At 40.5% G+C, this 26,493-nt stretch carries 22 protein-coding genes and 1 tRNA gene; 9 read left to right on the top strand and 14 right to left on the bottom strand.

Features of this window, described 5'->3' with window-relative positions; all coding sequences use genetic code 11:
• Nucleotides 1-63: 63 nt before the first annotated feature.
• From cmk to gyrA, 4 genes are all read right to left on the bottom strand, one after another.
• A complete protein-coding gene (gene cmk / locus BM380_RS02285; RefSeq protein WP_016899929.1) occupies nucleotides 64-774 on the bottom strand; it encodes a (d)CMP kinase in 711 nt (236 codons plus the stop codon).
• A 107-nt stretch (nucleotides 775-881) separates the two neighbouring features.
• Nucleotides 882-2,159: a 3-phosphoshikimate 1-carboxyvinyltransferase gene (gene aroA / locus BM380_RS02290; protein ID WP_090492661.1), complete on the bottom strand. Its 1,278-nt coding sequence runs from the start codon at nucleotides 2,157-2,159 to the stop codon at nucleotides 882-884.
• Nucleotides 2,159-3,241 (bottom strand): 3-phosphoserine/phosphohydroxythreonine transaminase, encoded by a 1,083-nt coding sequence (gene serC / locus BM380_RS02295; protein ID WP_036956455.1) that lies wholly within the window; start codon nucleotides 3,239-3,241, stop codon nucleotides 2,159-2,161. Before serC ends, aroA begins: the two co-directional genes overlap by 1 nt.
• 98 nt (nucleotides 3,242-3,339) lie before the next feature.
• Nucleotides 3,340-6,039 carry a DNA topoisomerase (ATP-hydrolyzing) subunit A gene (gene gyrA / locus BM380_RS02300; protein WP_008465686.1) on the bottom strand — a complete coding sequence of 900 codons (2,700 nt, stop codon included), beginning with the start codon at nucleotides 6,037-6,039 and terminating at the stop codon, nucleotides 3,340-3,342.
• Nucleotides 6,040-6,217: 178 nt separating this feature from the next.
• On the opposite strand from gyrA, the gene ubiG reads away from it, so the two are divergent.
• From ubiG to yfaE, 5 genes are all read left to right on the top strand, one after another.
• Nucleotides 6,218-6,928 (top strand): bifunctional 2-polyprenyl-6-hydroxyphenol methylase/3-demethylubiquinol 3-O-methyltransferase UbiG, encoded by a 711-nt coding sequence (ubiG, locus tag BM380_RS02305; RefSeq protein WP_036982780.1) that lies wholly within the window; start codon nucleotides 6,218-6,220, stop codon nucleotides 6,926-6,928.
• The gene (locus BM380_RS02310; protein WP_090492662.1) at nucleotides 6,928-7,608 is read left to right on the top strand and encodes an HAD family hydrolase; all 681 of its coding nucleotides are present in this window, start codon (nucleotides 6,928-6,930) and stop codon (nucleotides 7,606-7,608) included. The genes ubiG and BM380_RS02310 overlap by 1 nt, the downstream gene beginning before the upstream one ends.
• 411 nt (nucleotides 7,609-8,019) lie before the next feature.
• Entirely contained in the window at nucleotides 8,020-10,302 is a 2,283-nt protein-coding gene (nrdA, locus tag BM380_RS02315) for a class 1a ribonucleoside-diphosphate reductase subunit alpha (RefSeq protein ID WP_013464874.1), read from the top strand.
• A gap of 73 nt (nucleotides 10,303-10,375) precedes the next feature.
• Nucleotides 10,376-11,506: a class Ia ribonucleoside-diphosphate reductase subunit beta gene (gene nrdB, locus BM380_RS02320; RefSeq protein ID WP_013464873.1), complete on the top strand. Its 1,131-nt coding sequence runs from the start codon at nucleotides 10,376-10,378 to the stop codon at nucleotides 11,504-11,506.
• On the top strand, nucleotides 11,506-11,778 hold the full coding sequence (gene yfaE / locus BM380_RS02325) for a class I ribonucleotide reductase maintenance protein YfaE (RefSeq protein ID WP_008112475.1): 273 nt from the start codon (nucleotides 11,506-11,508) through the stop codon (nucleotides 11,776-11,778). The genes nrdB and yfaE overlap by 1 nt, the downstream gene beginning before the upstream one ends.
• 97 nt (nucleotides 11,779-11,875) lie before the next feature.
• Here the strand turns inward: yfaE and BM380_RS02330 are convergent, their stop codons facing one another.
• The 3 genes from BM380_RS02330 to BM380_RS02340 all read right to left on the bottom strand — a co-directional run bounded on the left by BM380_RS02330 (nucleotide 11,876) and on the right by BM380_RS02340 (nucleotide 13,534).
• Nucleotides 11,876-12,472, bottom strand: a complete 597-nt coding sequence (locus BM380_RS02330) for a DUF1287 domain-containing protein (RefSeq protein WP_028835283.1) — start codon at nucleotides 12,470-12,472, stop codon at nucleotides 11,876-11,878.
• A 27-nt stretch (nucleotides 12,473-12,499) separates the two neighbouring features.
• Nucleotides 12,500-12,973: a hypothetical protein gene (locus tag BM380_RS02335; protein WP_090492663.1), complete on the bottom strand. Its 474-nt coding sequence runs from the start codon at nucleotides 12,971-12,973 to the stop codon at nucleotides 12,500-12,502.
• A 135-nt stretch (nucleotides 12,974-13,108) separates the two neighbouring features.
• Nucleotides 13,109-13,534, bottom strand: coding sequence for a tetratricopeptide repeat protein (locus tag BM380_RS02340; protein ID WP_008112472.1), 426 nt, complete (start codon nucleotides 13,532-13,534; stop codon nucleotides 13,109-13,111).
• A 208-nt stretch (nucleotides 13,535-13,742) separates the two neighbouring features.
• On the opposite strand from BM380_RS02340, the gene BM380_RS02345 reads away from it, so the two are divergent.
• Both BM380_RS02345 and BM380_RS02350 read left to right on the top strand, forming a co-directional pair.
• Complete coding sequence (locus tag BM380_RS02345; RefSeq protein WP_008465669.1) at nucleotides 13,743-14,132, top strand: YkgJ family cysteine cluster protein; 390 nt, start codon at nucleotides 13,743-13,745, stop codon at nucleotides 14,130-14,132.
• Between the two features lie 173 nt (nucleotides 14,133-14,305).
• On the top strand, nucleotides 14,306-16,696 hold the full coding sequence (locus BM380_RS02350) for a TonB-dependent receptor (RefSeq protein WP_090492664.1): 2,391 nt from the start codon (nucleotides 14,306-14,308) through the stop codon (nucleotides 16,694-16,696).
• A gap of 78 nt (nucleotides 16,697-16,774) precedes the next feature.
• On the opposite strand, the gene BM380_RS02355 is transcribed toward BM380_RS02350, so the two are convergent.
• The 6 genes from BM380_RS02355 to BM380_RS02380 all read right to left on the bottom strand — a co-directional run bounded on the left by BM380_RS02355 (nucleotide 16,775) and on the right by BM380_RS02380 (nucleotide 21,575).
• Nucleotides 16,775-17,392, bottom strand: a complete 618-nt coding sequence (locus tag BM380_RS02355) for a BamJ family beta-barrel-assembly machinery protein (protein ID WP_008112467.1) — start codon at nucleotides 17,390-17,392, stop codon at nucleotides 16,775-16,777.
• Nucleotides 17,393-17,461: 69 nt separating this feature from the next.
• On the bottom strand, nucleotides 17,462-17,785 hold the full coding sequence (locus BM380_RS02360; RefSeq protein ID WP_013464868.1) for a hypothetical protein: 324 nt from the start codon (nucleotides 17,783-17,785) through the stop codon (nucleotides 17,462-17,464).
• A gap of 114 nt (nucleotides 17,786-17,899) precedes the next feature.
• Nucleotides 17,900-17,990 (bottom strand) — tRNA-Ser (locus BM380_RS02365).
• A 98-nt stretch (nucleotides 17,991-18,088) separates the two neighbouring features.
• A complete protein-coding gene (locus BM380_RS02370; RefSeq protein ID WP_174818629.1) occupies nucleotides 18,089-18,466 on the bottom strand; it encodes a hypothetical protein in 378 nt (125 codons plus the stop codon).
• 203 nt (nucleotides 18,467-18,669) lie between these two features.
• A complete protein-coding gene (locus BM380_RS02375) occupies nucleotides 18,670-19,218 on the bottom strand; it encodes an NAD(P)H nitroreductase (RefSeq protein ID WP_036982794.1) in 549 nt (182 codons plus the stop codon).
• A 395-nt stretch (nucleotides 19,219-19,613) separates the two neighbouring features.
• The gene (locus BM380_RS02380) at nucleotides 19,614-21,575 is read right to left on the bottom strand and encodes an oxidoreductase (protein WP_090492674.1); all 1,962 of its coding nucleotides are present in this window, start codon (nucleotides 21,573-21,575) and stop codon (nucleotides 19,614-19,616) included.
• 322 nt (nucleotides 21,576-21,897) lie between these two features.
• Between BM380_RS02380 and sppA the strand changes: the two genes are divergently transcribed.
• Together sppA and ansA are read left to right on the top strand one after the other, a co-directional pair.
• Nucleotides 21,898-23,763, top strand: coding sequence for a signal peptide peptidase SppA (gene sppA, locus BM380_RS02385; protein ID WP_090492676.1), 1,866 nt, complete (start codon nucleotides 21,898-21,900; stop codon nucleotides 23,761-23,763).
• A gap of 70 nt (nucleotides 23,764-23,833) precedes the next feature.
• The gene (gene ansA / locus BM380_RS02390) at nucleotides 23,834-24,844 is read left to right on the top strand and encodes an asparaginase (protein ID WP_024601031.1); all 1,011 of its coding nucleotides are present in this window, start codon (nucleotides 23,834-23,836) and stop codon (nucleotides 24,842-24,844) included.
• Nucleotides 24,845-24,910: 66 nt separating this feature from the next.
• Here the strand turns inward: ansA and gndA are convergent, their stop codons facing one another.
• Nucleotides 24,911-26,284 (bottom strand): NADP-dependent phosphogluconate dehydrogenase, encoded by a 1,374-nt coding sequence (gene gndA, locus BM380_RS02395; protein ID WP_013464864.1) that lies wholly within the window; start codon nucleotides 26,282-26,284, stop codon nucleotides 24,911-24,913.
• Between the last annotated feature and the right edge of the window lie 209 nt (nucleotides 26,285-26,493).

Raw genomic sequence — 26,493 nt, forward strand, 5'->3', positions numbered from 1 at the left:
AGCAACCATGCTGCATGGGGTTGTTAAAATAGCACTGGCATCCTGCTGGTGCATAAAATGTATTTAGCTTCGTTTAGGAAGCTTACCTTCTGAGATGCTCGCATCTAATAAAGTTATAACTTTATCAAAGACTTGCTGTGCGTTGAGTTCGCTAGTATCAAGCTCAATCGCATCCTCTGCAGGTACAAGCGGCGCAACGGCGCGATTCATATCGCGATCATCACGTGCTTGAATGTCCTGTAATAGACCACTTAGTGTAACATCAAGCCCGCGCTCATTCAACTCAACAAAACGTCTGCGAGCACGTTCTTCTGCACTTGCGGTTAGAAATATCTTTAATGGCGCATCTGGAAATACCACAGTGCCCATATCGCGGCCATCGGCAATTAAACCGTTTTCTGTTCTAAACGCACGCTGGCGGCGAAGCAACGCTTCTCGAACACGCGGCAATGCGGCAACTTTCGACGCTGCAGCACCCACTTCTTCATTTCGAATAGTGGTTGTAACATCTTCGCCTTCTAAAATAATCTTTCCTGCATTAGTGTCACTGTCTATCAAAAACTGCACATCAAGATTTGCAGCTAATGGGACGAGTGCTTCTTCGTTATCTAACGCAATTTGGTGATGAAGTGCTGCAAGTGATAGTACGCGATAAATTGCTCCGCTATCTAACACATCCCAGCCTAATTTTTCAGCCAATAGGCGACAAACAGTTCCTTTACCAGAACCACTTGGGCCATCTACGGTGATTACGGGCATTAATAACGCCGGCATTTAAAACCTCCTTCAATGCACACCAAAATAAACCGCCACATTATACGCCAATTAATAAAGATTATCCGCTTTTAGTATGTAACTTTTTATAAATACTTATAAATAGCCTATTTACTAACAGATGCTAACACTTTGAAAAATGTTGGGAATGTCTTATAAGTACAGGCCGGATCGTTAATCGTTATGGGCTTGCCCCCTACTGCCACCATTGCAAAGCACATGGCAATACGGTGATCGTCGTAGGTATCTACAGCCACATTATTAAATTGCTTTGGCGGTGTGATCTCAATAAAGTCGTGCCCTTCAACCACTTCAGCCCCTACTTTTCTAAGCTCGGTGGCCATTGCATGTAAACGGTCAGTTTCTTTTACCCGCCAGTTATAAATATTACGAATAGCGGTTGGCCCTTTAGCAAACAAGGCAACAGTCGCCAAGGTCATTGCAGCATCAGGTATCGCATTAGCATCTATATCGATACCGTTAAGCTCGCCTTTACGAACAACTAAACGCTCGTCATACCAATCAATTTTGGCACCCACTTGCTCCATCACTTTAGCAAAGCCAATATCACCTTGAACTGATTTAGCGCCAACGCCTTTAATTTCTATTTCGCCACCGGCAATTGCTGCAGCAGCAATAAAATAAGAAGCCGATGAAGCATCACCTTCAACCATTATGCGCTCAACCGCTTGGTATTGCTGAGCACCTTTAACGAAGAACGTGGTGTAATTATCATGCTCAACAGTTACACCAAAGCGCGCCATCACATCCAGCGTAATATCAATATAAGGCTTAGAGACTAAGGTGCCTTTAATTTTAATGTGTGTATCGCCTTTAAATAACGGCGCAGCCATGAGCAGCGCCGTTAAAAATTGACTTGAAATACTGCCGTCAATTTCGACTTCACCGCCGGCTATTTGCCCACCGATAATTTTAAGTGGTGGGTAATCTTTATTTTTTAAATAACTAACATCACCCCCGAGCGCTTGTAAAGCATCAACTAAATGCCCTATAGGGCGCTCTTCCATGCGCGGCTCACCAATTAACTCATACTCACCAGCAATCGCACTCAGTACTGCCGTTAATGGCCGATACGCTGTACCTGCATTACCTAAAAACAACGGCTCAGTTGGCGTATTAAACACGCCACTCACGCCCTCTACGGTTGCTACGGTGCGTTCAGTATTAAGCGTTACATTAACGCCCAAGTGCTTTAACGCACCCAGCATATGGCGAATATCGTCGCTGTCGAGTAAATTTTCAACAACCGTGGTGCCGTTAGATAATGCTGCTAATAATAAAATTCGGTTTGATAAACTCTTTGAGCCCGGTAATGTCACACTGCCATTCACTTGTGAAATAGGGGCTAAGAAAAGTTGCTCCATTAACTATTCTCCTTGGCGAAGTTAGCCATAAAGTCAACTAAGGCTTGTACACCTTCCAATGGCATCGCGTTATAAATACTGGCGCGCATCCCGCCAACAATACGATGACCTTCAAGCGCTAACAAGCCCGCTTCTTTTGACTCTTTAACAAACTTATCATTTAAGCTTTCATCAACCAGCCAAAAAGGCACATTCATACGTGAACGGCAATGCTTCGCTACTTTATTGGTATAAAAATCTGAACCATCAATAAAATCATAAAGCAGCTGCGCTTTGGCAATATTATGAGCTTCCATGGCTTTTACACCCCCGGTTTGCTCAAGCCATGCAAATACTTCAGCCGCTAAATACCAAGCAAAAGTCGGTGGGGTGTTAAACATGCTGCCTTGTTTTGCTTCAAGGGCGTAATCTAAAATACCCGGCTTGGCGAGCCCTTCACGCTCAAGTAGCGTTTTGCGAACAATCACAATAGCAATGCCCGATGGACCGATATTTTTTTGTGCACCCGCGTAGATTAAATCAAATTTATTAACGTCAATTTCGCGCGATAAAATAGTCGACGACATATCGGCCACAATCGGCGCCGTTGGGTGACTGGGTACATCAAATATTTCAAGGCCGTCTACGGTTTCATTCGGGCAATAGTGAATGTAAGCCGCATCAGCAGGTAAAACCCAATCGGCTACCTGCTTAATAGAAAACAGGCCGTTATCATCATTGCGCACATCAACAGCGTGTGTATTTGTAAACTTATCGGCTTCGCTGGTTGCACTTTTTGACCAAACGCCATTTTCACAATAAACTGCTTTTTTACCGTTAACATGAAGGTTTAAAGGTACGGCACTGAATTGACCTCGACCACCACCGTGCATAAATAGCACTTCAAACTCGTCACTGATATTCATTAAACGACGCAGGCTGGCTTCACATTTAGCGGTTAATGCTAAAAATTCATGACTACGATGACTTATTTCCATCACCGATACACCAAGACCTTGCCAGTTTAAAAACTCTTTTTGCGCTTTTTGCATAACTGCCGGTGGTAACATTGCAGGGCCTGCACAAAAATTATATATACTCATTACCTTTTCCTCATTCCAGTAATTTAACTTGAATTAAACTAATTTAATTTTTTTCAACTACATAAAAAAAGCGGCCAAGGCCGCTTTTTTCAATCTAATTATTCTGAAGGAGGATTGTCATCCGCCACTTCATCAATAACTGTATCTACTGTTTCAACGTCTTCGATATCAACCAAGTCACTTTCAGTCACTTCAATCTCTTCTATACGTTGTAAACCAACTACTTGCTCTTCGTCAATAGTTCTGATCAAAATAACACCTTGGGTGTTACGTCCAACCGTAGAAACTTCATTAACGCGAGTACGTACTAAGGTACCACGATTCGAAATAATCATTATTTCGTCGTTGTCATCAACCTGTACAGCACCAACAACAGCACCGTTACGCTCACTCACTTTGATTGATACAACACCTTGTGTTGCACGACTCTTAGATGGGTAATCTTCAAGTTGAGTACGCTTGCCGTAGCCATTTTCTGTCACTGTTAATATTGCACCATCATTCTTTGGTACAATAAGTGATACAACACGCTGATCGTCTGGCATCTTAATACCACGAACACCCGTTGCAGTACGGCCCATAGGACGTACGCCTTTGAAACGGATTTCAGGTTTGCCTTCTTCATCAAGAACAGGGTTACCATTTTCATCAACAACAGCTGTTTCTTCAGCCTCTTTGAAGCGAACAACTTTACCCGCATCAGTGAACAACATAATTTCGTTACTGCCATCGGTAATATCAACACCGATTAAACTATCACCTTCGTTTAAGTTAACCGCAATAATTCCGCTTGCACGTTGACGACTGTATGCCGTTAATGGCGTTTTCTTAACAGTACCAAATGCTGTCGCCATAAAGATGTACTTATCATCTTCATAATCGCGTACTGGCAGGATTGCAGTAATACGTTCATCTGCTTCAAGTGGTAATAAGTTAACAATTGGCTTACCGCGCGCTGCACGACTGGCAAGTGGCAACTGGTATACTTTAAGCCAATATAAACGACCCGCTGTAGAGAAACAAAGAATAGTATCGTGCGTGTTGGCAACCAATAAACGTTCAATGAAATCTTCATCTTTCATCTTAGTTGCTGATTTACCTTTACCACCACGACGCTGCGCTTCGTAATCAGTTAATGCTTGATACTTAACGTACCCTTCATGTGAAAGCGTAACAACTACGTTTTCTTCGTTGATTAAATCTTCAAGGCTTATATCGTGTGCTGCAGCATTTATTTCAGTGCGGCGCTCATCACCATATTGCTCTTTAATTTCAACGAGCTCATCACGAATAACTTCCATTAAACGCTCTGGATTTGCCAAAATGAATAATAACTCAGCAATCAACTCAAGTAATGATTGATATTCGGTAAGAATTTTTTCGTGTTCAAGACCAGTAAGTTTATGTAAACGTAAGTCTAATATTGCTTGAGCTTGTTGCTCAGAAATATAGTACTGACCATCTCGAATACCAAGCTCGCTTGCTAACCAATCTGGGCGTGCCACGTTGTCTTCGCCTGCTTTATCAAGCATGGCTTTAACATTACCTAATTCCCATGGACGCGCTGTTAATGCAACTTTTGCTTCAGCAGGTGTTGGCGACTTACGAATAAGTTCGATAATTGGGTCAATGTTAGCCAGTGCAATCGCTAAACCTTCTAGCGTATGCGCACGGTCGCGGGCTTTGCGTAAATCAAATACCGTACGACGGGTAACAACTTCACGGCGGTGAATAATAAACTCTTCAAGCATTTCTTTTAAGTTGAAACACTTAGGTTGGTTATTAATTAACGCAACCATATTCATACCAAACACAGTTTGCAACTGAGTTTGTGAATAAAGGTTGTTTAAAATAACTTCACCTACGTCACCACGTTTGATCTCGATAACGATACGCATACCGTCTTTATCTGATTCATCACGTAATGCGCTGATCCCTTCAATTTTTTTATCTTTAACTAGCTCGGCGATTTTTTCAATCAAACGTGCTTTGTTAACTTGGTAAGGGATTTCATGAACAATAATGGTTTCGCGACCCGTCTTTTCATCGGTTTCGATGTCAGCACGCGCACGCATGTACACTTTACCACGACCGGTTTGATAAGCTTGTTCAATGCCTTTTTTACCGTTAATAATCGCCGCAGTTGGGAAATCAGGCCCAGGAATGTAATCCATTAACTCAGTAATGGTCAATTCAGGGTTTTGAATAAGCGCTAAACAGCCATTCACGACTTCTGTTAAGTTATGTGGCGGAATATTTGTTGCCATACCAACCGCAATACCCGATGAACCATTAACTAACAGGTTAGGTATTTTAGTGGGTAACACATCAGGAATTTGCTCTGTACCATCGTAGTTAGGCACAAAATCAACCGTTTCTTTTTCAAGATCGGCTAATAATTCGTGCGACATTTTTGCCATACGTACTTCTGTATAACGCATTGCCGCTGCTGAATCACCATCAACCGAACCAAAGTTACCCTGACCATCTACTAGCATGTAACGCAGTGAGAATGGCTGAGCCATACGTACGATGGTGTCATAAACTGCACTATCGCCGTGTGGGTGGTATTTACCGATTACGTCACCGACCACACGGGCCGATTTTTTGTAAGGCTTGTTCCAGTCATTACTAAGCTCGTTCATTGCAAACAAAACGCGACGGTGAACAGGTTTTAAACCGTCACGTACGTCTGGTAATGCACGTCCTACAATTACACTCATAGCGTAATCTAAGTAGGAGTTTTTTAACTCGTCTTCAATATTGACTGGCAGAATTTCATTGGCGAGATCAGTCATTTGATATCACATTCCTTCAGTATCAGCTCTTAACAACCCAGTATTAGGTATTAAGAGTGTTTGTTATTATTTCTAAGTAACCATGCTATCACAATTAATTTTAATTTACAGGCGCAAAACTTTGCGATTTATCAATTTAGGCCTATATAATGGCCTCAGATTGACGAGGAAGTATTTTATGACCGAACATCAAAATGTAGATAACGCAGAAATAGCAAAGTTTGAAGCCATCGCAGAACGTTGGTGGGATTTAGAAGGCGAATTTAAGCCGCTTCACGAAATTAATCCATTACGATTAGATTTCATCGCAGACAAAACCAAAGGATTATTTGATAAAGAAACCCTAGATGTAGGATGTGGTGGTGGCATTTTAAGTCACAGCATGGCGCGAATGGGCGCTAAAGTAACTGGCATCGATATGGGCCAAGAGCCTTTAACTGTCGCCAAGTTACACAGCTTAGAAACAAGTGTCCCCGTTGAGTATATAAAAGTACCTGCAGAGCAGTTTGCAGATGAGCACCCTGAGCGCTTTGATGTGATCACTTGTATGGAAATGTTAGAGCACGTCCCCGACCCTGCTTCTATTATTCATGCGGTGGCTAAATTGGCAAAACCAGGCGCTGATGTTTTTTTCTCTACTCTTAATAAAACCCCAAAAGCTTACTTATACGCTATTGTCGGGGCAGAAAAACTGTTAAAAATGGTCCCCGAAGGTACCCATGACCATAAAAAGTTTATTAAACCTGCACAATTAATTGCATGGGCAGAGCAAGCTGGCTTAAAAGTACGTGCCAGTGCTGGTTTAAGTTACAACCCGCTTTCTAAGCAATACACAATGAATGATGATGTAAGCGTAAATTATATGCTGCATTTTGAGAAGTTAGTGTAATGGCAAGCTCTCAACCCCCCATTGCCCCAATGGAATATCAAGCATTGCTGTTTGACTTAGATGGCACTTTACTCGATACCGCTGATGATTTAGGCGCCGCACTCAACACCGTGCTGCAAAATCATCAACAACCCCAAGTGGGCAGTGATATATATCGCCCCGCGGCTTCAAACGGTGCTGCCGCTTTATTGGCTGCTGGTTTTAAAGAAAGCTGGGCACAACAGCCGCAAGAGCAACTTTTACATGAGCTAGTCACGCAATATGCTGCCAATATTGCCACCCATACTCGATGTTTTGTAGGAATAGAGCAATTATTAATCGCACTTGATAACAAAGCAATCCCTTGGGGAATTATGACCAATAAGCCCGGATTTTTAACTGATCCTTTAGTCAAGGCGATTCCTGCATTAAAAAATGCACGTATTGTGATAAGCGGTGATACCTTAGCTGAATCTAAGCCCTCACCCCTTCCTTTACTGTATTGCGCTGAGCAAATGAGTGTAGATCCTTCACGTTGCTTATATATAGGTGATGCGCAGCGTGACATTCAAGCAGGTAAAGCAGCCAATATGCACACCGCAACCGCACTATGGGGATATGTACCGAGTGTTGACGAGGCATTGGCTTGGAATGCGGATTTTAATTGGCACAGTCCTATAGATGCATTTAACCACATATAGTGCCATGTTAATTAATAAACACTACATATTGTGATTGTGTTAGTTTTTACGCAAAGCTTGATGATAAAAAAAGCAGACAAAATTTATTTTAAAAAAGCGTAAATTTAATCTTTCCTTAGTTGATTTTTACAAATTTCAACTTAACCGAATGATCAAAGGTTAATGCCTACTAACACAATTGCGTTATCCCAACGTTATCCACAATGAGAGCGGTTTCTGTCCCTTGCAAAAGATCCCAGACCACACTATCTTGTGATCTCTAATTTGAACAACACCAGATATTGTGGCTAAATGTTATTCAATTAAATTCACCAAACCGGTGAAAATAACAATAAACGAATAGGCACTGCGCTTTTTTAGGTGCACGCATTGGTCAAAAATATTTAATTCCCAAGGAATACAGGCAAAGCTATGAACCAACAGTTATCTGTAAGCAAACGTGACGGTCGTAAAGAGCCACTCGATCTTGATAAGATCCATCGCGTTATTGAATGGGCCGCCGAAGGTTTAAATAACGTTTCGGTTTCACAAGTTGAACTAAAATCGCATATTCAATTTTATGACGGTATTCGTACTAAAGACATCCACGAAACGATTATTAAAGCCGCTGCGGATCAGATCTCAAAAGAATCACCTGATTATCAGTACCTTGCTGCTCGTTTAGCTGTATTCCATTTACGTAAAAAAGCCTATGGCCAGTTTGAGCCACCGCGTCTTTTTGACCATGTTACTAACATGGTTGAACAAAAACGCTACGATGCACATTTACTTGTTGATTACACAGAGCAAGAATTAGATGAGCTAGATGCGTACTTAGATCATTCTCGCGATCTTAACTTTAGCTACGCAGCGGTAAAGCAACTTGAAGGTAAATACCTAGTTCAAAACCGTGTAACGGGTGAAATTTACGAAAGCGCGCAGTTTTTATATATCTTAGTGGCTGCAAGCTTATTCTCTGATTACCCTCGTGATACACGTATTGATTACATCAAACGTTTTTATGATGCGGTTTCATTATTTAAAATTTCTTTACCTACGCCAATTATGTCGGGCGTACGTACACCAACACGCCAGTTTAGCTCATGTGTACTTATTGAGTGTGGCGATAGCCTAGACTCAATTAATGCTACATCATCAGCAATTGTTAAATACGTTTCTCAACGTGCTGGCATTGGTATTAATGCAGGTCGTATTCGTGCATTAGGTAGCCCTATTCGTAACGGTGAAGCGTATCACACTGGCTGTATTCCGTTTTATAAGCACTTTCAAACAGCGGTTAAAAGCTGTTCGCAAGGCGGTGTACGTGGTGGCGCAGCAACCCTTTTCTACCCGCTTTGGCATTTAGAAGTTGAAAACTTATTAGTACTTAAAAACAACCGTGGTGTTGATGATAACCGCGTACGTCACTTAGATTACGGCGTACAGTTTAATAAACTCATGTACTCACGTTTAATTAAAGATGATTACATCACGTTATTCAGCCCATCTGATGTGCCTGGCCTTTACGATGCATTTTTTGAAGACCAAGACGAGTTTGACGCGCTATATGTAAAATATGAGCAAGACGAGTCAATTCGTAAAAAACGAATTAAAGCAATTGAGCTGTTCTCTATGTTTGCTCAAGAACGTGCTAGCACGGGTCGTATTTATTTACAGAACGTAGACCACTGTAATACACACAGTCCGTTTATCTCAAAAGTGGCGCCTATTCGTCAATCTAACTTATGTTTAGAAATTGCGTTACCGACTAAGCCTCTTAGCAACGTGAATGATGAAGAAGGTGAAATTGCACTTTGTACATTATCTGCGTTTAACTTAGGTGCCATTGAGTCTTTAGATGAACTAGAAGAGTTAGCAGAGCTTGCGGTACGCGCACTTGATAACCTACTTGATTTCCAAGACTACCCAGTACCTGCAGCTAAAAATGCAACCATGGGACGTCGTACGCTAGGCATAGGCGTTATTAACTACGCATACTACCTAGCTAAAAACGGTAAGCGTTATTCAGATGGCAGCGCAAATGCGCTTACGCACAGAACATTTGAAGCGATTCAGTACTACCTAATGAAAGCATCTAATGAGCTGGCAAAAGAACGTGGTGCCTGTCCTAAATTTAACGAAACAACGTACTCACAAGGTATTATGCCAACCGATACGTACAAACGTGATTTAGATAAAATTTGTGATGAACCACTTCATCTTGATTGGGACGCGTTACGTGCCAGTATTAAAGAGCACGGTATGCGTAACTCAACACTGAGCGCATTAATGCCATCAGAAACATCATCGCAAATATCTAATGCAACCAATGGCATTGAGCCACCGCGTGGCCATATTAGTGTTAAAGCAAGTAAAGACGGTATTTTAAAACAAGTTGTCCCTGAATACGAACGCCTTAAAGATAGCTATGAGTTACTGTGGGATATCCCATCAAACGATGGTTACTTACAATTAGTAGGCATAATGCAGAAATTTATCGACCAAACGATTTCAGCAAATACTAATTATGATCCAAATAAATACGAAGGCGGTAGAGTACCTATGAAAGTCTTATTAAAAGACTTACTTGGTGCCTACAAGCTAGGTGTTAAAACGCTGTACTACCATAACACCCGTGATGGCGCATCAGATGCACAAGAAGACGCTCCAGAAGTGGAAGATGACGATTGTGCAGGCGGCGCGTGTAAAATTTAATAGTTAAACTTAAAGCGGGCGCCTTGCCCGCTTTGTCCTGATAGTTTTAGTGATAGTTTTTTGAGTGATAAACATGTCTTATACTACTTTTAGCAGAAATCATAATAACCAAATGCAAGAGCCAATGTTTTTTGGTCAAACCGTTAACGTGTCACGTTACGATCAACAAAAATACCCTATTTTTGAAAAGCTGATTGAAAAACAATTGTCTTTCTTTTGGCGTCCTGAAGAAGTTGACGTAAGTAAAGATCGTTTAGACTTTCAAGCACTTCCTGATCACGAAAAGCATATCTTTTTAAGTAACTTAAAATACCAAACTTTGCTTGATAGTGTTCAAGGCCGTTCGCCTAACGTTGCACTATTGCCAATTGTGTCAATTCCTGAGCTTGAAACATGGATTGAAACATGGGCGTTTAGTGAAACCATTCACAGTCGCTCATACACACATATTATTCGTAACGTAACCCAAGCGCCTGAACTCATCTTTGACGACATTGTTAGCAATGACAAAATTAGTGAACGTGCCGATGCCGTAACCACTTATTACGACGATTTAATTAACTCGGTGTCGCTTTACAACCTGTACGGTGAAGGCAAACATGACATTAATGGTGAAACCGTGGTGGTTAATTTATTTGAGCTGAAAAAGAAATTGTATCTGGCGATGATGTCAGTGAACATTCTTGAAGCTATTCGCTTTTATGTCAGCTTTGCGTGTTCATTTGCGTTTGCCGAGCGTGAGCTAATGGAAGGCAATGCTAAAATTATTAAGCTTATTGCCCGTGATGAAGCGCTTCACCTTTCAGGCACTCAGCATATTTTAAATATTATGCAAGATGGCAAAGACGACCCTGAAATGGCAATTGTTGCTGCACAGTGCCGTGAAGAAGCAATCAAAATGTTTGTTGACGCTGCAGAGCAAGAAAAAGAATGGGCCGAGTACCTGTTTAAAGATGGTTCAATGATTGGCTTAAATAAGCATATTTTATGTCAGTATGTTGAATACATTACCAATGCACGCATGACTGCTATTGGTTTACCAGCACAGTTTGATAATAACAGTAACCCTATTCCATGGATCAACTCATGGCTTGTTTCTGATAACGTGCAAGTTGCTCCACAAGAAGCGGAAATTAGCTCATACCTTGTAGGTCAAATTGATTCACAGGTTGATGCAGCTGAATTTGGTGACTTTGATTTATAATGACTGATAGAACCACTGCAAGTGTCACGCTTGCAGATAACAGCCAGTGTTTAGATTTTACCGCTGGCTGCCCTTCTCTTTTACACTGCTTAGAATCGAATAAAATTGATGTTGCTTACCAGTGCCGTGAGGGATATTGTGGTGCGTGTCGTGCTACGCTTGTCTCTGGTGAAGTCAATTACAATGAAGAACCGTTAGCCTTTGTGCGTGATGGTGAAATACTATTGTGTTGCTGCAAGCCCAATGGTGATATCAGTATTAATTTAAAGTAACTAGCAAACCACACAGTATAATGCCTAACAGCTCGCTTTATTCACTTACCTGTTTCTGCAATTATTACTCAAGTAATCGCGATTATAGCCGTGTTATTTACTCTGAATAAGCAGCAGGTACAAATCGGTAATGACCCGTAATTGTATAAGCAAAAAGCATATCGCTCATTTCAGGTCCGCGACCAATATTGTGCACAATAAGCGGGTGACCACTGTCCTGCGCTATTTGATTAACGACCATACCTATGTGCGGTAAATTGCCTGGCAGCATCCAAGTGACTATGTCACCGGTTTTATAATCTGCTGCATTAAGCGATTTAGTTAACACTTGAGCATGGCGCTCAAAGTAAACCTGTAAGTTAGGTACACGTCGATGATCAATGTTTTTATCTGGCTTGGTTAATCCCCAAATACGCTTAGAAGGATATGCGCGAAAATTGGCCTGCATGTCTTCATGTACTAACTTTTGTAAATCAATACCAAGCTGTCGATACGACCTAATTATAACATCAGTACACACACCAATATTATCGGGCACATCGCCACCAGGGTATTCAAGCCTATGATAGGCGCCATCGTAAGTTACTTGTTGCGTTGTTCTGTGGATCAATGCATTGACGATATCGTCATCAAAAGAGCTCGCCTGCACATTAAAGGCAGATAAAACTAGTACATAGAGCATAAAGCGCGACATATAAATTCCTTTTATAATATTTATTAACTAAAGCTGTTGAGTAATATAGTCAGGAATATTAAATTTATTTCCATTGCTGGTAAAGTGCGCATCAAGTGCATAGGCCATTTTTTCAAGCGGAGCATCATCATAACCACAGGTTTGGATTTCATTGATGTAGCGCATAATAAAAGCGTGAGCACCGAGCTCGCGCCATTGAACGACATGAGCCAGCTCATGAAAATGCACTATTAAATTACGCGCAACATGAGATAATATGTAATAAGTGTTTTTATAGGTGATCCCTGCTACATCCATGTCAATAAAATCGCTTAAACCAATTTCACGTAAACCAGTAAAGTCAGGCTTGGGAATGTGTTCAACAACCACATAAAATGCAGTTTTCAAAAAATCATGCGGGTAAAAGCCAGCAAATTCGCTAACAAATGTATCACAGCATATTCTTTGATCAACATACTCGCTATTCGTTTTATCAATCCATTGTTCTATTTGCGCTAGCATGTTTTCTCCAAAAAATTTGCTTAGTGACTTAACTTAAGCATAAATATTTAATGACGCAGAATTTGCTTTTATCAATAAAAAAGCGCCAATGGTATTATTACTGACGCTGATTATTAATAATGGCTATAAAGTTGCCTAGCCTTCTTCTTCAACCAATGATTCTAATAACTCATGGATCTCTGATTTTAATTCTTTGTCTTCAATTTTATTCGCACTGATTTTAGCATCTTGCAGATTTTTAATTGCCGCTTCTTTATCACCCAGCTCAAGCTGTAAAGTAGCCATAGAAAAGGCAACAGACGACATATGATCTTTGTTATTAATTTCTATCGACTTCTGTAACGCTTTTTCGTAAGTCTCGATAGCTTCCTCTAGCTCTTCGGTGAAATCAGCCAATGTTTCCCACTGAACAGGGTGATCTTTCGCTGTATTTTCGTTTTCAATACAAATAGCTTTTAGCTCAGCATATAAAGATTCAAACTGTTTAGTATCATTTTTATTAGCCGCTGCCATCAGCTTTTCCGCCAAATCGTGAACCGCTTTGTATACTTTAGTATTCATAATTAATTGCTACCTTATTAACGCGCCTTTTTTGATTTATTAAAGGCATCGTATTCGAAATATATTCCCTAATAGTACATTATTATTGAGCGCTGCGTTGTTACAAAAGTATTATAAGCGATAAAAACAGAGGTTTAATTTAAAAACCTGGATATTACAGTGCTACACTTAACGCTTAATTTAAGTCGCAATAGTAAATACCTACCCTATGCAAAATTGCAATCAATGCGGTAAATGCTGCACTAAATATGGTGCGGCAGATTTAGATACAAATCAGGATGAAATTGAAATGTGGGCGTTATTCAACCCAGAAATATTTCAATATGTTAAAAACGATCAGCTATGGTTTGATCCCAAAACAGGCGAGCAATTAACGCAATGCCCATTTTTAGTACTTAGCAGTAAAAAATATCCACAAGAAAAAGATAAATATACATGCAGTATTTACCATGACCGTCCTCAAGATTGCCGACACTACCCAAGTTTAATTTCAGAAATGATAAACGATGACTGTGAAATGCTTGAACCAATCGATAAACAAAATCCTTTCAAAGCACAAAAAAAATTAGACATACTAATGATAGACAGCCGCTCTTAAGCGAATAAATATAACAAATGCACTGATCGGTAATAATGAGCTGGTAATGTAAATTTAACGCGATTATTTTGCCATTCAACGCAAAATTAAAAGTTATAGTATAACATTGTTGATGATGCCATTTTGTAGTGTTATATTATATCACAACATAACAACCACGATTCGAAGTAATTATGACAAAGTTAACACTCATATCCTCAGCGCTACTGTCTGTTTTGTGTTCTCACTCTGCCCTAGCAGCAACGATTAACGGCACAGTAACAGATTCAAAAAAACAACCTATTGCTAATGCAACTATCCATGTTCATGGAAAGTCACAAAGCGTGAAAAGCAATGAACAAGGTCAGTTTAGCATCGACATAGATGCTAAAAGCCAATTACATATTAGTAAAGATAACTACATCGATTCACGTATATCGCTTGAGAATGTAGACGATACAATTACTGTTACATTAAAGCCGTCTTCGGTTGAAACTGTTGTTGTGTATGCCTCGGCACTGCATAAAAATAGCTTAGAAATGATTTCACCTGTAAGCGTACTATCAGGGGATGAACTAAAAAATAAAGCGAAACCGACCCTAGGTGAAACACTTAAAGGAATACCAGGAGTAAACGCTAGCTACTTCGGCCCTGTCTCTTCAAGTCCGATTATTCGTGGCCTAGGTGGTCCTCGTGTTAAAATTACTCAAAACGGTTTAGATAGCAGTGATGCATCACGTATCGGTCCAGATCACGCGACATCAAGTGATAGCTTAGCCGCTGAACAAATTGAAGTACTACGAGGCCCAAGCACCCTACTATATGGCTCTGGTGCTATTGGCGGTGTAGTAAATGTGGTTGATAACCGTATTCCAACCAATAATATTGACGCACTCTCGGGAGCGGCACAATACACACACGATACCGTTTCAAATGCGAACACCTATGCGGCAAAATTAGAAACAGGCAGCAATAACTTTAATTTTCATTTTGATGGCACCAAACGCAGTGGTGATGACTATCAAACGCCTCGCTTTAACCTACCAGATGAACATGAAGAAGGTGAAGTACACATTGAGGGCGATGAAGAAACAGCCACTTCAGTTGAAAATACTTTTATCGACAGTGAAACAGTGAACTTTGGTACCAGCTATGTCGGTGAGCATTTAACCGTTGGCTTTTCATACGGCAATATTGAAACAGACTATGGCATTCCAGGGCATTCACATGATCACGGTCATGCCCATGAAGAAGAAGGCGATCATGAAGCGCACGCAGATGAAGAACACGCAGAAACTCCCGTTTATGCTCATTTAGAGCAAGATCGTTGGCAAGGACTGGTAAGTTATGCATTTCATGATAACTGGATTGAATCGATTAATCTTCGTCTTGGCTACACCGACTACACTCACAGTGAAATTGAAGATGGCGCGATTGGCACCACGTTTAGTAACGAAACCACTGAAGCACGTTTAAATGTAGAGCATCAGTTAGGCCAATGGCATGGCATGATTGGCTATCACTATAGTGAATCTGATTACGATGCAATTGGCGAAGAAGCGTTTACGCCTGCAAGTGTCACTACCACTCATGCGTTATATTTACTTGAAGAACGCACATTTGGCGATGTCACCGTAGAGCTTGGCGCCCGCCTAGAAGATTATGATATCAAAAGTGATGTAGATACACATCAGCACAGCCATGATGAACAACCTGTATCGGCAGATGAGACTATTAACTACACCCAAAGCTTTACTAATGTAAGTGCCTCAGCCGGTGCGATTTGGGAGTATATGCCAAGTCACAACCTAGCCGTTAGCTTATCACATTCAGAGCGTGCGCCACTTTCAGCTGAATTACTCTCTAATGGTTTGCATGTTGCCACAGGTACTTATGAGCTTGGCTTGGGCTATCATATTGAAGGGGCAGAAGCGCATTTTGAACCTGAAGAAATTAAACAAGAGACCTCTACCAATCTTGATATTAGTTTACGTCGTTTTAGCGGTGACTTTGGCTACACCGTCAACTTTTTCTATAACGATATTAAAAACTTTTATTATCAACAAAACACCGGATTAGTGTTTGATGAGATGGATGGCTTTGAGTCTGCTGCCAATGGACACAGCGATGCAATTGATGTTTATCAATTTACCAGTAAAGATGCGCAGCTTTATGGTTTTGAATTTGATGCACATTATCAAATAAACCCCAGCGCCATGGTAAAAGTATTTGGTGACTCTACTCGCGCCAAACTAAAAGATAATGAAGGTAATTTACCACGTATCCCTGCCAATAAATTGGGCTCAGAACTACAATATACCCTAGGTAATGCGCAATTTACCTTAACAGGAACCCATTACTTTGAGCAAAATGATATTAGTGCTTACGAAACGGCAACGGATGGCTATACATTAATTGATTTACAAGCTAATTATCAGCTTGATTTAGGTGCCGTTGACACTCAGCTTTACCTAAGTGTTGATAACATTACTGATGAACTTGGCTTTGTACATAGTTCATTTATTAAAGATACGGCACCTCTTCCTGGACGTAACTTCCAATTTGGCGTTAGAGGCTACTTTTAAAACGCGCTCATTTTTAATCAGACAATAAAAAACCGCATTCGTAATAATGAATGCGGTTTTTTTACAACTAAATTCTAATTAAAGAATCGCGTGTAACTCAACGTCAAATACTAGAGTTGAGTAAGGTGCGATTGCAGCACCGGCACCACGTTCACCATAAGCAAGCTCATGAGGAACGTATAAACGCCATTTAGTACCTACTGGCATCATTTGTAATGCTTCAGTCCAACCTTTGATCACGCCACCTACTGGGAATTCAGCAGGTTGACCGCGCTCGTATGAGCTATCAAAAACAGTACCGTTTACTAAAGTACCGTGGTAATCAACACGTACTGTAGACTCTGCAGTTGGCTTTTCACCTTCACCTGTAGCAAGTACTTCGTACTGAAGACCTGACTCAGTAACTGTAATTTCAGGACGTTTTGCGTTTTCTTCTAAAAATGCAATACCTTCAGCAGCCAATACTTTAGCTTCTTCTTCACGACGAGCTTGGATCTCTTCGTTGATTTTCTCAAATGCAGCTTGGATCTCAGGGATCTCTACTTGAAAAGCACTGCCTGCATACGCATCTTTCATGCCTTCAAATACTGAATTTAAGTTTAAACCTTCAAAAGGGTTAGCCTTAAGTTGCTCACCCATTTGTAAGCCAATACCGTAACTTGCTTTTTCAGCATCTGTAGTAAAATTATCTGACATAATGTGTTATTCACGTTTTGTTAGTTAAAAGACCCGTATATGCTATCACAAAATAAAAGCCGTTTGGGGCTAGTTTTTATTGAGTTTTTCTTTAATTAAACCAATAGCAAAGGTACACACAGGTAAACTGAGCAAAATTCCAACAAGTAAGCTCATCGGCAACAATCCGACCACGCCGATCAACAAAAGAGGCACAGCCACCAAACCGATAATGCCAATGTAAAACGCGCCCCACACTGGCCAAAAATGATCGTATTTTGTGATTAAATGCCCGGATAAAAGATTAAACCCGATGCCATATAAGAAAGTCATCATCAGCGCATTATCTGGGTATGCATCAATGGCCATTTTTTGTAATAACGATATGGCACTTTGGTAACAATAACCAAACACAGTCCATAGCAGGATGTGCTTGAGTAAACGTTTAGAAAAGGATAACTCCGGGGACTGTGACATAATAAAGCTCCAGATAGCAAAAAACCGCCAATAAGGCGGTTTTTTAAATAATGGTGGAGAGATAGGGATTTGAACCCTAGAGGGGCTATAAACCCCTGCCGGTTTTCAAGACCGGTGCATTCGACCACTCTGCCATCTCTCCGTACGGCGCGCATAATAAGATCATACGCTTAGCTTGTAAAGCCCTATTTTACTAAAACCGGTTAAATAGTTAAATATTAATCAGGATAGTCATAAACCCTAGTAATATTGTTTAGGTCTGCGGGCAATCCAAGAACATACTAAACACACCAATAAGCTGGCAGTTAAAAATGCAATACTTTGAAATATTAAATCGAAGCGGTTTAAATCATCACTTGGGATCACAACTAACACAAACGAAGGTAGTACGGTGAATAATAGAACATAGCAGCATATTTTAAAGGCTCTGCCAAAATCAAATCGTCGAGACTGTTGCATCCACCATGTAAGCAGTACTAGGACACCCATCGCAGTTGCAGCAATAAAGTGAGCTGTTTGTGTATTCATTGCAACATAAAATGTCGCAAGCGCGCCAACAACACCCCAGATTGACCAAGCAAACCAGTTTTCTTTTTCACGTAAAAATAAATTTCCCATCATTTTCGTCTTCTTTATCGTTATTATTGGTAAGACTTTCCATACATTACCAAAAAACAACCGATTAAAAAACAAACTGAAGAAGATTTATTGCGTATGGTGCTTCCGTGCGCTTCTCGCAGCTACAATATTAACCGCGGTAGTGTAACACGATTAACTTAATGAATTATGACTATATTGAATATAAAAAGTTCATCCTATTGCTACAAAAAACTAAAATAGTTTTCTGGTTTATGGCGCGGTGACTTTTTACACTCAACTGCTGGCGTCCCTAAATACAAATAACCCACTATTTCATCATCATTATTTAAGTTAAGCGCTTGTTTAACACTGGGGCTTTGTGCAAAGTAACCTGTGCGCCAAATACCGCCAAGCCCTTGTGCAAATGCGGCTTGTTGCATAGCCAGCACGCCACAGCCTGCACTTTGAACTTGTTCTATTCTTGGTACTTTTGGATGTTGTTGATATTTTGCAATGGCAATAATGATCATGGGTGCTCTAAGGGGTAACTCTTTAGCACGATTAATTACTTTTTCAGCTTGCTGCTCGGCCAAAGCGCTTTGATAATAAATTTCACCCAACTTATGACGTGCATCCCCTTGAACAATAATATATTGCCAAGGCGCAATACAGCCATGATCGGGAACTCTGAGCCCAGCCTGCTGAATAATGTTTAGTTGTTCTTCATTAGGGCCTGGCTCTGTCAGTTTTGCATCTGACTGGCGGGTTAATAAAAGCTCAATAGCATCCATTATAATTACTCAAAAGACAAAACAATAGCATACCATTGAAACCCTTAGGTTAAAATATAATGGGCACCCCGCTGTTATTATTTGCTTATCAAGAAAGTACCTAGGTTAAAAAAGCACACAAATAATATCGCAACCCAAATAGCCGTGTATTTGTGCCATTACAAAGTGGCGCTCGCCTTTTGCGTGTAAATAATTAGGTCGAACTAATGATGGGCTTTATAAATTTAATTTTGCCAGTTAAGCGTTGTAGCCGAGGCACCATTAAAAGTCGCAATAGCGTATTTATTAGCTATACAAGAAATGGGGGAAAGTAAAAATCAACAATATAAGGGTCTGATTATAAGTTAACTATCTTTAAAAAATAATCAGACCCGTGTACTTACTTAAATTGCATATTAGATACTGCGTGCAACTTGTAAAGCTTCAAATATAGCGCGCTTGGCATCAATAGCCGCTGCCAGTTTAGCGCCACCAATAACATGAACCTTGGCATTCTCTGCTTGCGTCTTAAATAGTTCGTCATTAGACACTTGGCCAATACAAGCAATCACAGTATCAACTGGCAATACTTGTGTTTCGCCAGCAACACTGATAGTTAGGCCGTTTTTATCAAAACGATGGTACTGGCAATTGGCAATTTGCTTAACGCCATGTTGTTTAGCAACTTGACGATGTATCCAACCGGTTGTTTTACCTAAATCACCACCAAAGCGCCCTTCACTGCGTTTAAGCATATAAAGTTGACGCTCATCTTTATGAGGCTGAGCATCGCACTCTATTCCCCACTGGGTTTTAAAGTCGCTGATACTTTGTGATTTATGTTCACTTAAAAATGCCACCATATCAAAACCGATACCGCCTGCGCCTAAAATCGCAATCGAGTTACCAAGTTCAACCTCACCGCGAATGACTTCATCGTAGGCAAAAACACGTTTGTCATCACTACATTCTATAGAGGCTTGACGTGGCCTTACACCCGTGGCAAAAACCACATCGTCAAACTGGCTCAGCATACTATCATCAAATGCTTTGCCTAATTCAATGGTGACGTTTAAACGCTTAAGTTCATTGGTAAAGTAAGCCAATGTATGATTAAAGTCTTCTTTACCTGGTATTTGCATGGCTAAATTAAACTGCCCACCCATATGCTGCTTTTGGTCAATAAGCGTTACATTGTGACCTTTTTGCGCTAAGTAACAACTTGAAGAAAGCCCCGCAGGACCCGCTCCAACCACTAATACATTTTTAGCTGTTGCGGCTTTTTCTAGAGGGTAATCAAGTTCAAAACCCGCTTGTGGGTTAACTAAGCACGTAGCACGTTTACCTTTAAATACGTGGTCTAAACAGCCCTGATTACATCCAATACAAATATTAATATGGTCAGAGCGCTTGGCTTGGTATTTATTAAAAAACTCAGGATCGGCAAGTAAAGGGCGCGCCATAGAGATTAAATCAGCTTCACCCGCCGTTAAAATATCATTAGCAATCTCTGGTGTATTAATTCGGTTTACGGCAATAACAGGCACGCTAATAACATCTTTCAAACGCTTTGACGCTTCTTTAAATGCGCCTGGGGGTACCATGCTTGCAATTGTCGGTACTCGAGCTTCATGCCAACCAATGCCAGTATTAAAAATATCAACACCTGCTTTTTCAAGTGCAATAGCTTGTTGTGTTACTTCCTCAGGAGTTGAGCCATTCGGAATTAAATCGATAACAGACAGTCTAAAAATAATTAGAAATTTATCTGAAACTTTAGCTCTTACTGCTTTTACAATCTCAACAGCTAAACGCATTCTGTTTTCAAGACTGCCACCAAACTCATCGTCTCGTTTGTTTGTATGCGGTGCCATAAATTCATTAATTAAGTAACCTTCAGAGCCCATCACCTCAACGCCATCGTAACCTGCTTTTTCTGCTAAATATGCAGAGTGAGCAAAATCTTTAATGGTTTTTTTAATTGAACTTAAAGACATAGCCTTAGGTTTATAAGGGTTGATCGGTGCTTTTATAGCACTTGGGGCTTGATTGAATGGATGATAAGCATAGCGCCCAGCATGCAATAACTGCAGACAAATTTTACCACCATGTTGATGAACAGCTTGTGTATAAGCGCGGTGTTTAAAAACATCATAATAACTATTAAATGATGATGAAATAGGCGTTAACTTGCCGCGAAGATTAGGGCTATATCCCCCCGTAATGAGCATTGCTGTGCCACCTTTAGCACGTGCTTCATAAAAAGCACGTAGGCGTTTACGATTATGCCATCCCTCTTCGAGGCCGGTATGCATTGATCCCATTACTAAACGGTTACGTAATTGTGTGTGCTTTAGTTCTAATTTTTGTTCTAACATCCTGTGCCCCAATAACTGGTCTAACCTGTGTGCATTTAGTCAATTCTGCTTTAATGACCAACAATAAGCAATATATGAGCAGATTAAACTTAATAATTTTTTAACTTAAAACCTGTTGACTGCGTTTATCTTGACCAATAGCGTGTGATAAAAGTAGTGACTACAGCCATAATTTCAGTAATTATTTATTAAATAAACACGTGTTTAATCTCAAGTGTAATTGAATTTATAAATGTTTCGTTACGATTTAGCAGTTAAATTTATTTATATTCTACGCTAAGATGGCAATAACGTTTTAGCTGTACCAATTTAAGGAGCTATTTTGATAGCAAAGGTATTTAAAGGTATATGGACGGGGATCAACTTCTCACGTCGTTTAATACTCAACGTATTGTTTTTATTTTTGGTCGTCATTTTTATCGTATCGGTATCAAGTGACGGTGATAAAATTATTGTCGAAGAGGGCTCTGTTCTTAGACTTAACCTTAATGGCCCTATTGTCGAAGAAAAAACCTATATAGACCCTGTTGAAGCCGCTATCAATGATGCAACGGCCAGTGCTGACTCACCCAGTGAAATATTGCTCGACGATGTAGTTGAAGTAATAAATGAAGCAGCACAAGACTCGCGTATAAGCGCTATTTTGCTTGATTTACAAGAAATGCCAAAAGCACATTTAAATAAGCTCAAACAAATTACGCAGGCACTTGAAACATTTAAAGCAACTGGTAAAAAAGTGATTGCCTCAGGGTATTACTACACCCAAGCACAATATTACATTGCCGCGCATGCAGACGAAATTGCGATGCATCCTTATGGTAGTGTGCTTATTGAAGGCTACGGTATGTACCCGCTTTACTTCAAAGACGCATTAGAAAAATTAGAAGTCACTCAGCATATATTCCGTGTAGGTACCTTTAAATCGGCCGTTGAACCGTTTATCAGAAACGATATGTCAGAGGCAGCTAAAGAAGCAAACCGCGTATGGCTTGGTGCTTTATGGAATGAATATAAGCAAGACGTTAGTGCTGTACGTCCTTTTGATGAGTCAAACTTTGATGAAACAATGGATGTTTATTTAGCTAAAATGCAAGCCGCTAATGGTGATGCCGGTAAATATGCACTGGATAACCAATGGGTTGATTCATTAAAAACCAATCAGCAAATTCGCCAACAATTAATTGAATTGGTTGGAGAAAATGAAGATGGAAAAACATTCAAACAAGTCTCTTTTGGTGAATACTTAAGTTTAGTAAAACCGCCTATTGAGTTTGATAACCCTATGACTGAAAAAGTCGCTGTTGTGGTTGCTAAAGGCACTATTGTTGATGGTGAACGCCGTGCTGGTGAAATTGGTGGTGATTCAACTGCAGCCCTCCTTCGCAAAGCCCGACTTGATGACAAGGTTAAAGCGGTGGTTTTACGAATAGATTCAGGCGGTGGCAGCATGTTTGCCTCAGAAGTAATTCGTGCTGAAGTACTTGCACTTAAAGCTGCTGGTAAACCCGTTATTGCATCAATGAGCTCAGTAGCTGCATCAGGCGGTTATTGGATTGCATCGGCGGCCAATGAAATTTGGGCAGCACCGAGTACAATTACCGGTTCAATTGGCGTATTTGGTACCTTTATGACATTTGAAGATACCCTCGCTAAAATAGGTGTGTATTCAGATGGCGTAGCGACCACCGAATTGGCAGGTTTTTCAATCACTCGCCCACTTAACGAGAAAATGGCTAAAGTTATTCAAATGAGTGTTGAAGAAGCGTATGGACGCTTTTTAAATGTGGTTGCTGAGGCACGTAATATGACCCCAGAGCAAGTTGATAAAATTGCCCAAGGCCGGGTATGGATTGCCTCTCAAGCACAAGAGCTTGGTTTAGTTGATAAACTTGGTAATAAACAAGATGCGATTAAAGCAGCTGCTGAGCTTGCAAAGCTTAACTACTATGACGTTAAAACAATTAAGCAATCGCTTAGCCCACAAGAAAAAATGCTTCAAGATATTTTCGGCAATGCCGCTGTTAAATCAGTACTTGGGCTTGAAACACAAAAAACAGCAGTATTAGCCAGCCAAGCTAATCTGCAAAGTGTTATTAAACAATTAAGCAGTGAAGTAGAAAACCTAAAAGATTATAACGATCCACAAGGTGTTTATGCCCGCTGTTTAGAGTGTACTATTGCACAATAGTGCCTTAACAGGCTGTATTGATTAGCAGTTAGCGTTATACTAAGCCCAGTTTTTTTACTGGGCTTTTTTTATGAAACGTAAACGCATTTATATCGCTTACACTGGCGGTACCATAGGAATGAAAAAATCAATTCGCGGCTATATTCCTGCTGAAGGGTTTTTAACCGAAACCGTGGTTAATAACGCAGAGTTTAATCGTGAAGAAATGCCATTATTTGATATTCATGAATACTGCCCGCTTATAGATTCTTCCGATATGTCACCGGCTCATTGGCAACTCATCGCCGATGACATAAAAAGTAAATACCAAGATTACGATGGCTTTGTGGTACTGCATGGTACTGATACTATGGCCTATACTGCATCAGCTCTGTCGTTTATGTTTGAAAACTTAACTAAACCTATTATTGTGACCGGCTCACAAATTCCGCTGTCTCAATTACGCTCAGATGGCCAAGTTAACCTACTTAATGCCATGTATTTAGCGGCTAACTACCCCATTGCAGAAGTCAGCTTATTTTTTAATAATCAGTTGTTCAGAGGTAATCGTGCCACTAAAGCCCATGCAGATGGGTTTGATGCATTCGCCTCACCTAACTTAGAGCCGCTTGCACTTTCAGGTATTAATATTCAGCTGATCAAAGGGCAATTAAGCCCGTATGTAGAAAATGAACTCCAAGTTACCCCTATTACACCGCAAGCTATTGGCGTGCTGTATTTATACCCAGGGATCAGCAAAGAAGTAGTAAAAAGCTTAGTTAATGGCAATATTAAAGCCCTTGTACTGCTAAGCTTTGGTGTAGGCAATGCGCCACAAGACCCTGAGTTTTTAGCGATTCTGGATGAAGCAAGTAAACGGGGTGTTATTATTACTAATTTAACCCAATGTTTAAAAGGCCAAGTGAACATGGGCGGTTATGCCACGGGTAATGCGCTGTTAAACATAGGCGTGATCAGCGGTTACGATATGACCTTAGAAGCATGCTTAACTAAGCTGCATTACTTGTTTAGTCAAAACCTAGAAATTGAAACAATTCGCCATTTAATGCAAGATAACCTGCGTGGTGAGCTGACCCGTTAAGTAATCAGTTAAGCGAATAACAAAAAAGGACGCTACTTAGCGTCCTTTTTGATAACTTAGATTTTATTAACGAACTTTTGCGTCAATATCAACTAAGTCAGTTAAATGACACGTTTCACCACTGTGGGTTTTAATGCCATGCTCACCAAAGTAATCACGCTGGGCTTGAACTAAGTGCCCATTACTTGGTGTTGTTAGCGTTGCTAAGTAGGTTTGTGTTGCACTAAGCACAGGAAACGCCAGACCCGTCATAACGGCTTGGCCAGTCACTTTACGCATCGCTAATGACTCTTTTTCAAGCGTGTCAATAAACTCAACGCCTTGCGCTACACTATCAAGGTAATCAGCACGGATAATACACCCTGCACGCCATGTTTGTAGCGTTTTCGCTAAATCAACTTTCCATTGATGAGTTCGTGAAGCGCCTTTAATTAATGCAAGTCCTTGACGATAAGCCAACAGGCTCGCAAGGGTAAACGCATCTTTTAATTCATCTAAATCAATATCAACTTGCGTGGTATTTTGTGCGCTGTATGTCATTTCTTGTGCGGCAGTGGTATTACACGCATTGGTTAAATGACGAGCTTGTACAGCAGCCACTAGCGACGGTACCGCAATACCTAATTCAAGGGCGTTTTGTGCTGTCCATAAACCGGTGCCTTTTGCGCCTACTTTATTGTCAATTAAATCTACAAGCGGCACATTATGCGAATTCTCAAGTGATAAAATATGGCTTGAGATTGACAGTAAATAGCTATTTAGCTGCCCTTGAGACCATTCGTTAAATATCTCTGCAATTTCTTTAGGTGAGCGATTAGTGCCGTGACGCAATAGCTGATACATTTCTGCAATCAGTTGCATGAGTGCGTATTCAATTCCATTATGAACCATTTTTACAAAATGGCCGCTGGCTGACTGGCCCACACGCGCAAAACACGACTCGCCTTTATAGCTTGCAGCAACCTTTGTAAACCATGGCTCGACACGCTCCCAGCCACCTTCAGAACCACTGGCCATCATAGCTGGACCGTGACGTGCACCCTCGGCACCGCCTGAAATACCCATAGTGGCAAATTCAAACTTATCTTGGTATTTGAGCTTACGGTTAATACCGTCTTTATAATTACTGTTACCACAATCAACAATAATATCACTACACTGAACACCCGCTTCAATAAGCTCGTTGCAAACCGCATCAACTAACTCACCAGCAGGCACAAGTAATAAAATAGAACGCGGTGCTTCTAAACGCCTAACCATATCCCCTAGATCAGAGACAATGTGAAGTTTATCAGCCATGCCTTGTGATTTAGCACAACTTAGTAATTCTTCACCCGCATTTGGGTTTTTGTCATAAGCGACAAGCGTTATCCCTTTTTCAATCAAGTTCAGGGCAAGATTTTTCCCCATAACGCCTAACCCTACTAATGCAACTTGCATTTAGTGCCCTCCTCGGTAACAACTATTTGGTTAGTAAATTAAAATAATACCGCGTGCATTATACTCAGACCGCAGCCATGAGCAAAGCTACATGCATTTATTACAGTTAAAATAAACGCCGCAATTATATCAAACAACCGCCCTCTCAGGGGAAGAAATAGCAGTGCTATTTAAATTTTTAGATCATTGACGCCCTGTGACACCGGTGT

Origin of the sequence: Pseudoalteromonas sp. DSM 26666, assembly GCF_900116475.1 — a bacterium.
Taxonomy (GTDB): Bacteria; Pseudomonadota; Gammaproteobacteria; order Enterobacterales; family Alteromonadaceae; genus Pseudoalteromonas; species Pseudoalteromonas tetraodonis.

Coding starts and splice junctions, on each gene's coding strand:
- cmk (WP_016899929.1), bottom strand. CDS start 774: ATGCCGGCGTTATTAATGCCCGTAATCACCGTAGATGGCCCAAGTGGT.
- aroA (WP_090492661.1), bottom strand. CDS start 2,159: ATGGAGCAACTTTTCTTAGCCCCTATTTCACAAGTGAATGGCAGTGTG.
- serC (WP_036956455.1), bottom strand. CDS start 3,241: ATGAGTATATATAATTTTTGTGCAGGCCCTGCAATGTTACCACCGGCA.
- gyrA (WP_008465686.1), bottom strand. CDS start 6,039: ATGACTGATCTCGCCAATGAAATTCTGCCAGTCAATATTGAAGACGAG.
- ubiG (WP_036982780.1), top strand. CDS start 6,218: ATGACCGAACATCAAAATGTAGATAACGCAGAAATAGCAAAGTTTGAA.
- BM380_RS02310 (WP_090492662.1), top strand. CDS start 6,928: ATGGCAAGCTCTCAACCCCCCATTGCCCCAATGGAATATCAAGCATTG.
- nrdA (WP_013464874.1), top strand. CDS start 8,020: ATGAACCAACAGTTATCTGTAAGCAAACGTGACGGTCGTAAAGAGCCA.
- nrdB (WP_013464873.1), top strand. CDS start 10,376: ATGTCTTATACTACTTTTAGCAGAAATCATAATAACCAAATGCAAGAG.
- yfaE (WP_008112475.1), top strand. CDS start 11,506: ATGACTGATAGAACCACTGCAAGTGTCACGCTTGCAGATAACAGCCAG.
- BM380_RS02330 (WP_028835283.1), bottom strand. CDS start 12,472: ATGTCGCGCTTTATGCTCTATGTACTAGTTTTATCTGCCTTTAATGTG.
- BM380_RS02335 (WP_090492663.1), bottom strand. CDS start 12,973: ATGCTAGCGCAAATAGAACAATGGATTGATAAAACGAATAGCGAGTAT.
- BM380_RS02340 (WP_008112472.1), bottom strand. CDS start 13,534: ATGAATACTAAAGTATACAAAGCGGTTCACGATTTGGCGGAAAAGCTG.
- BM380_RS02345 (WP_008465669.1), top strand. CDS start 13,743: ATGCAAAATTGCAATCAATGCGGTAAATGCTGCACTAAATATGGTGCG.
- BM380_RS02350 (WP_090492664.1), top strand. CDS start 14,306: ATGACAAAGTTAACACTCATATCCTCAGCGCTACTGTCTGTTTTGTGT.
- BM380_RS02355 (WP_008112467.1), bottom strand. CDS start 17,392: ATGTCAGATAATTTTACTACAGATGCTGAAAAAGCAAGTTACGGTATT.
- BM380_RS02370 (WP_174818629.1), bottom strand. CDS start 18,466: ATGGGAAATTTATTTTTACGTGAAAAAGAAAACTGGTTTGCTTGGTCA.
- BM380_RS02375 (WP_036982794.1), bottom strand. CDS start 19,218: ATGGATGCTATTGAGCTTTTATTAACCCGCCAGTCAGATGCAAAACTG.
- BM380_RS02380 (WP_090492674.1), bottom strand. CDS start 21,575: ATGTTAGAACAAAAATTAGAACTAAAGCACACACAATTACGTAACCGT.
- ansA (WP_024601031.1), top strand. CDS start 23,834: ATGAAACGTAAACGCATTTATATCGCTTACACTGGCGGTACCATAGGA.
- gndA (WP_013464864.1), bottom strand. CDS start 26,284: ATGCAAGTTGCATTAGTAGGGTTAGGCGTTATGGGGAAAAATCTTGCC.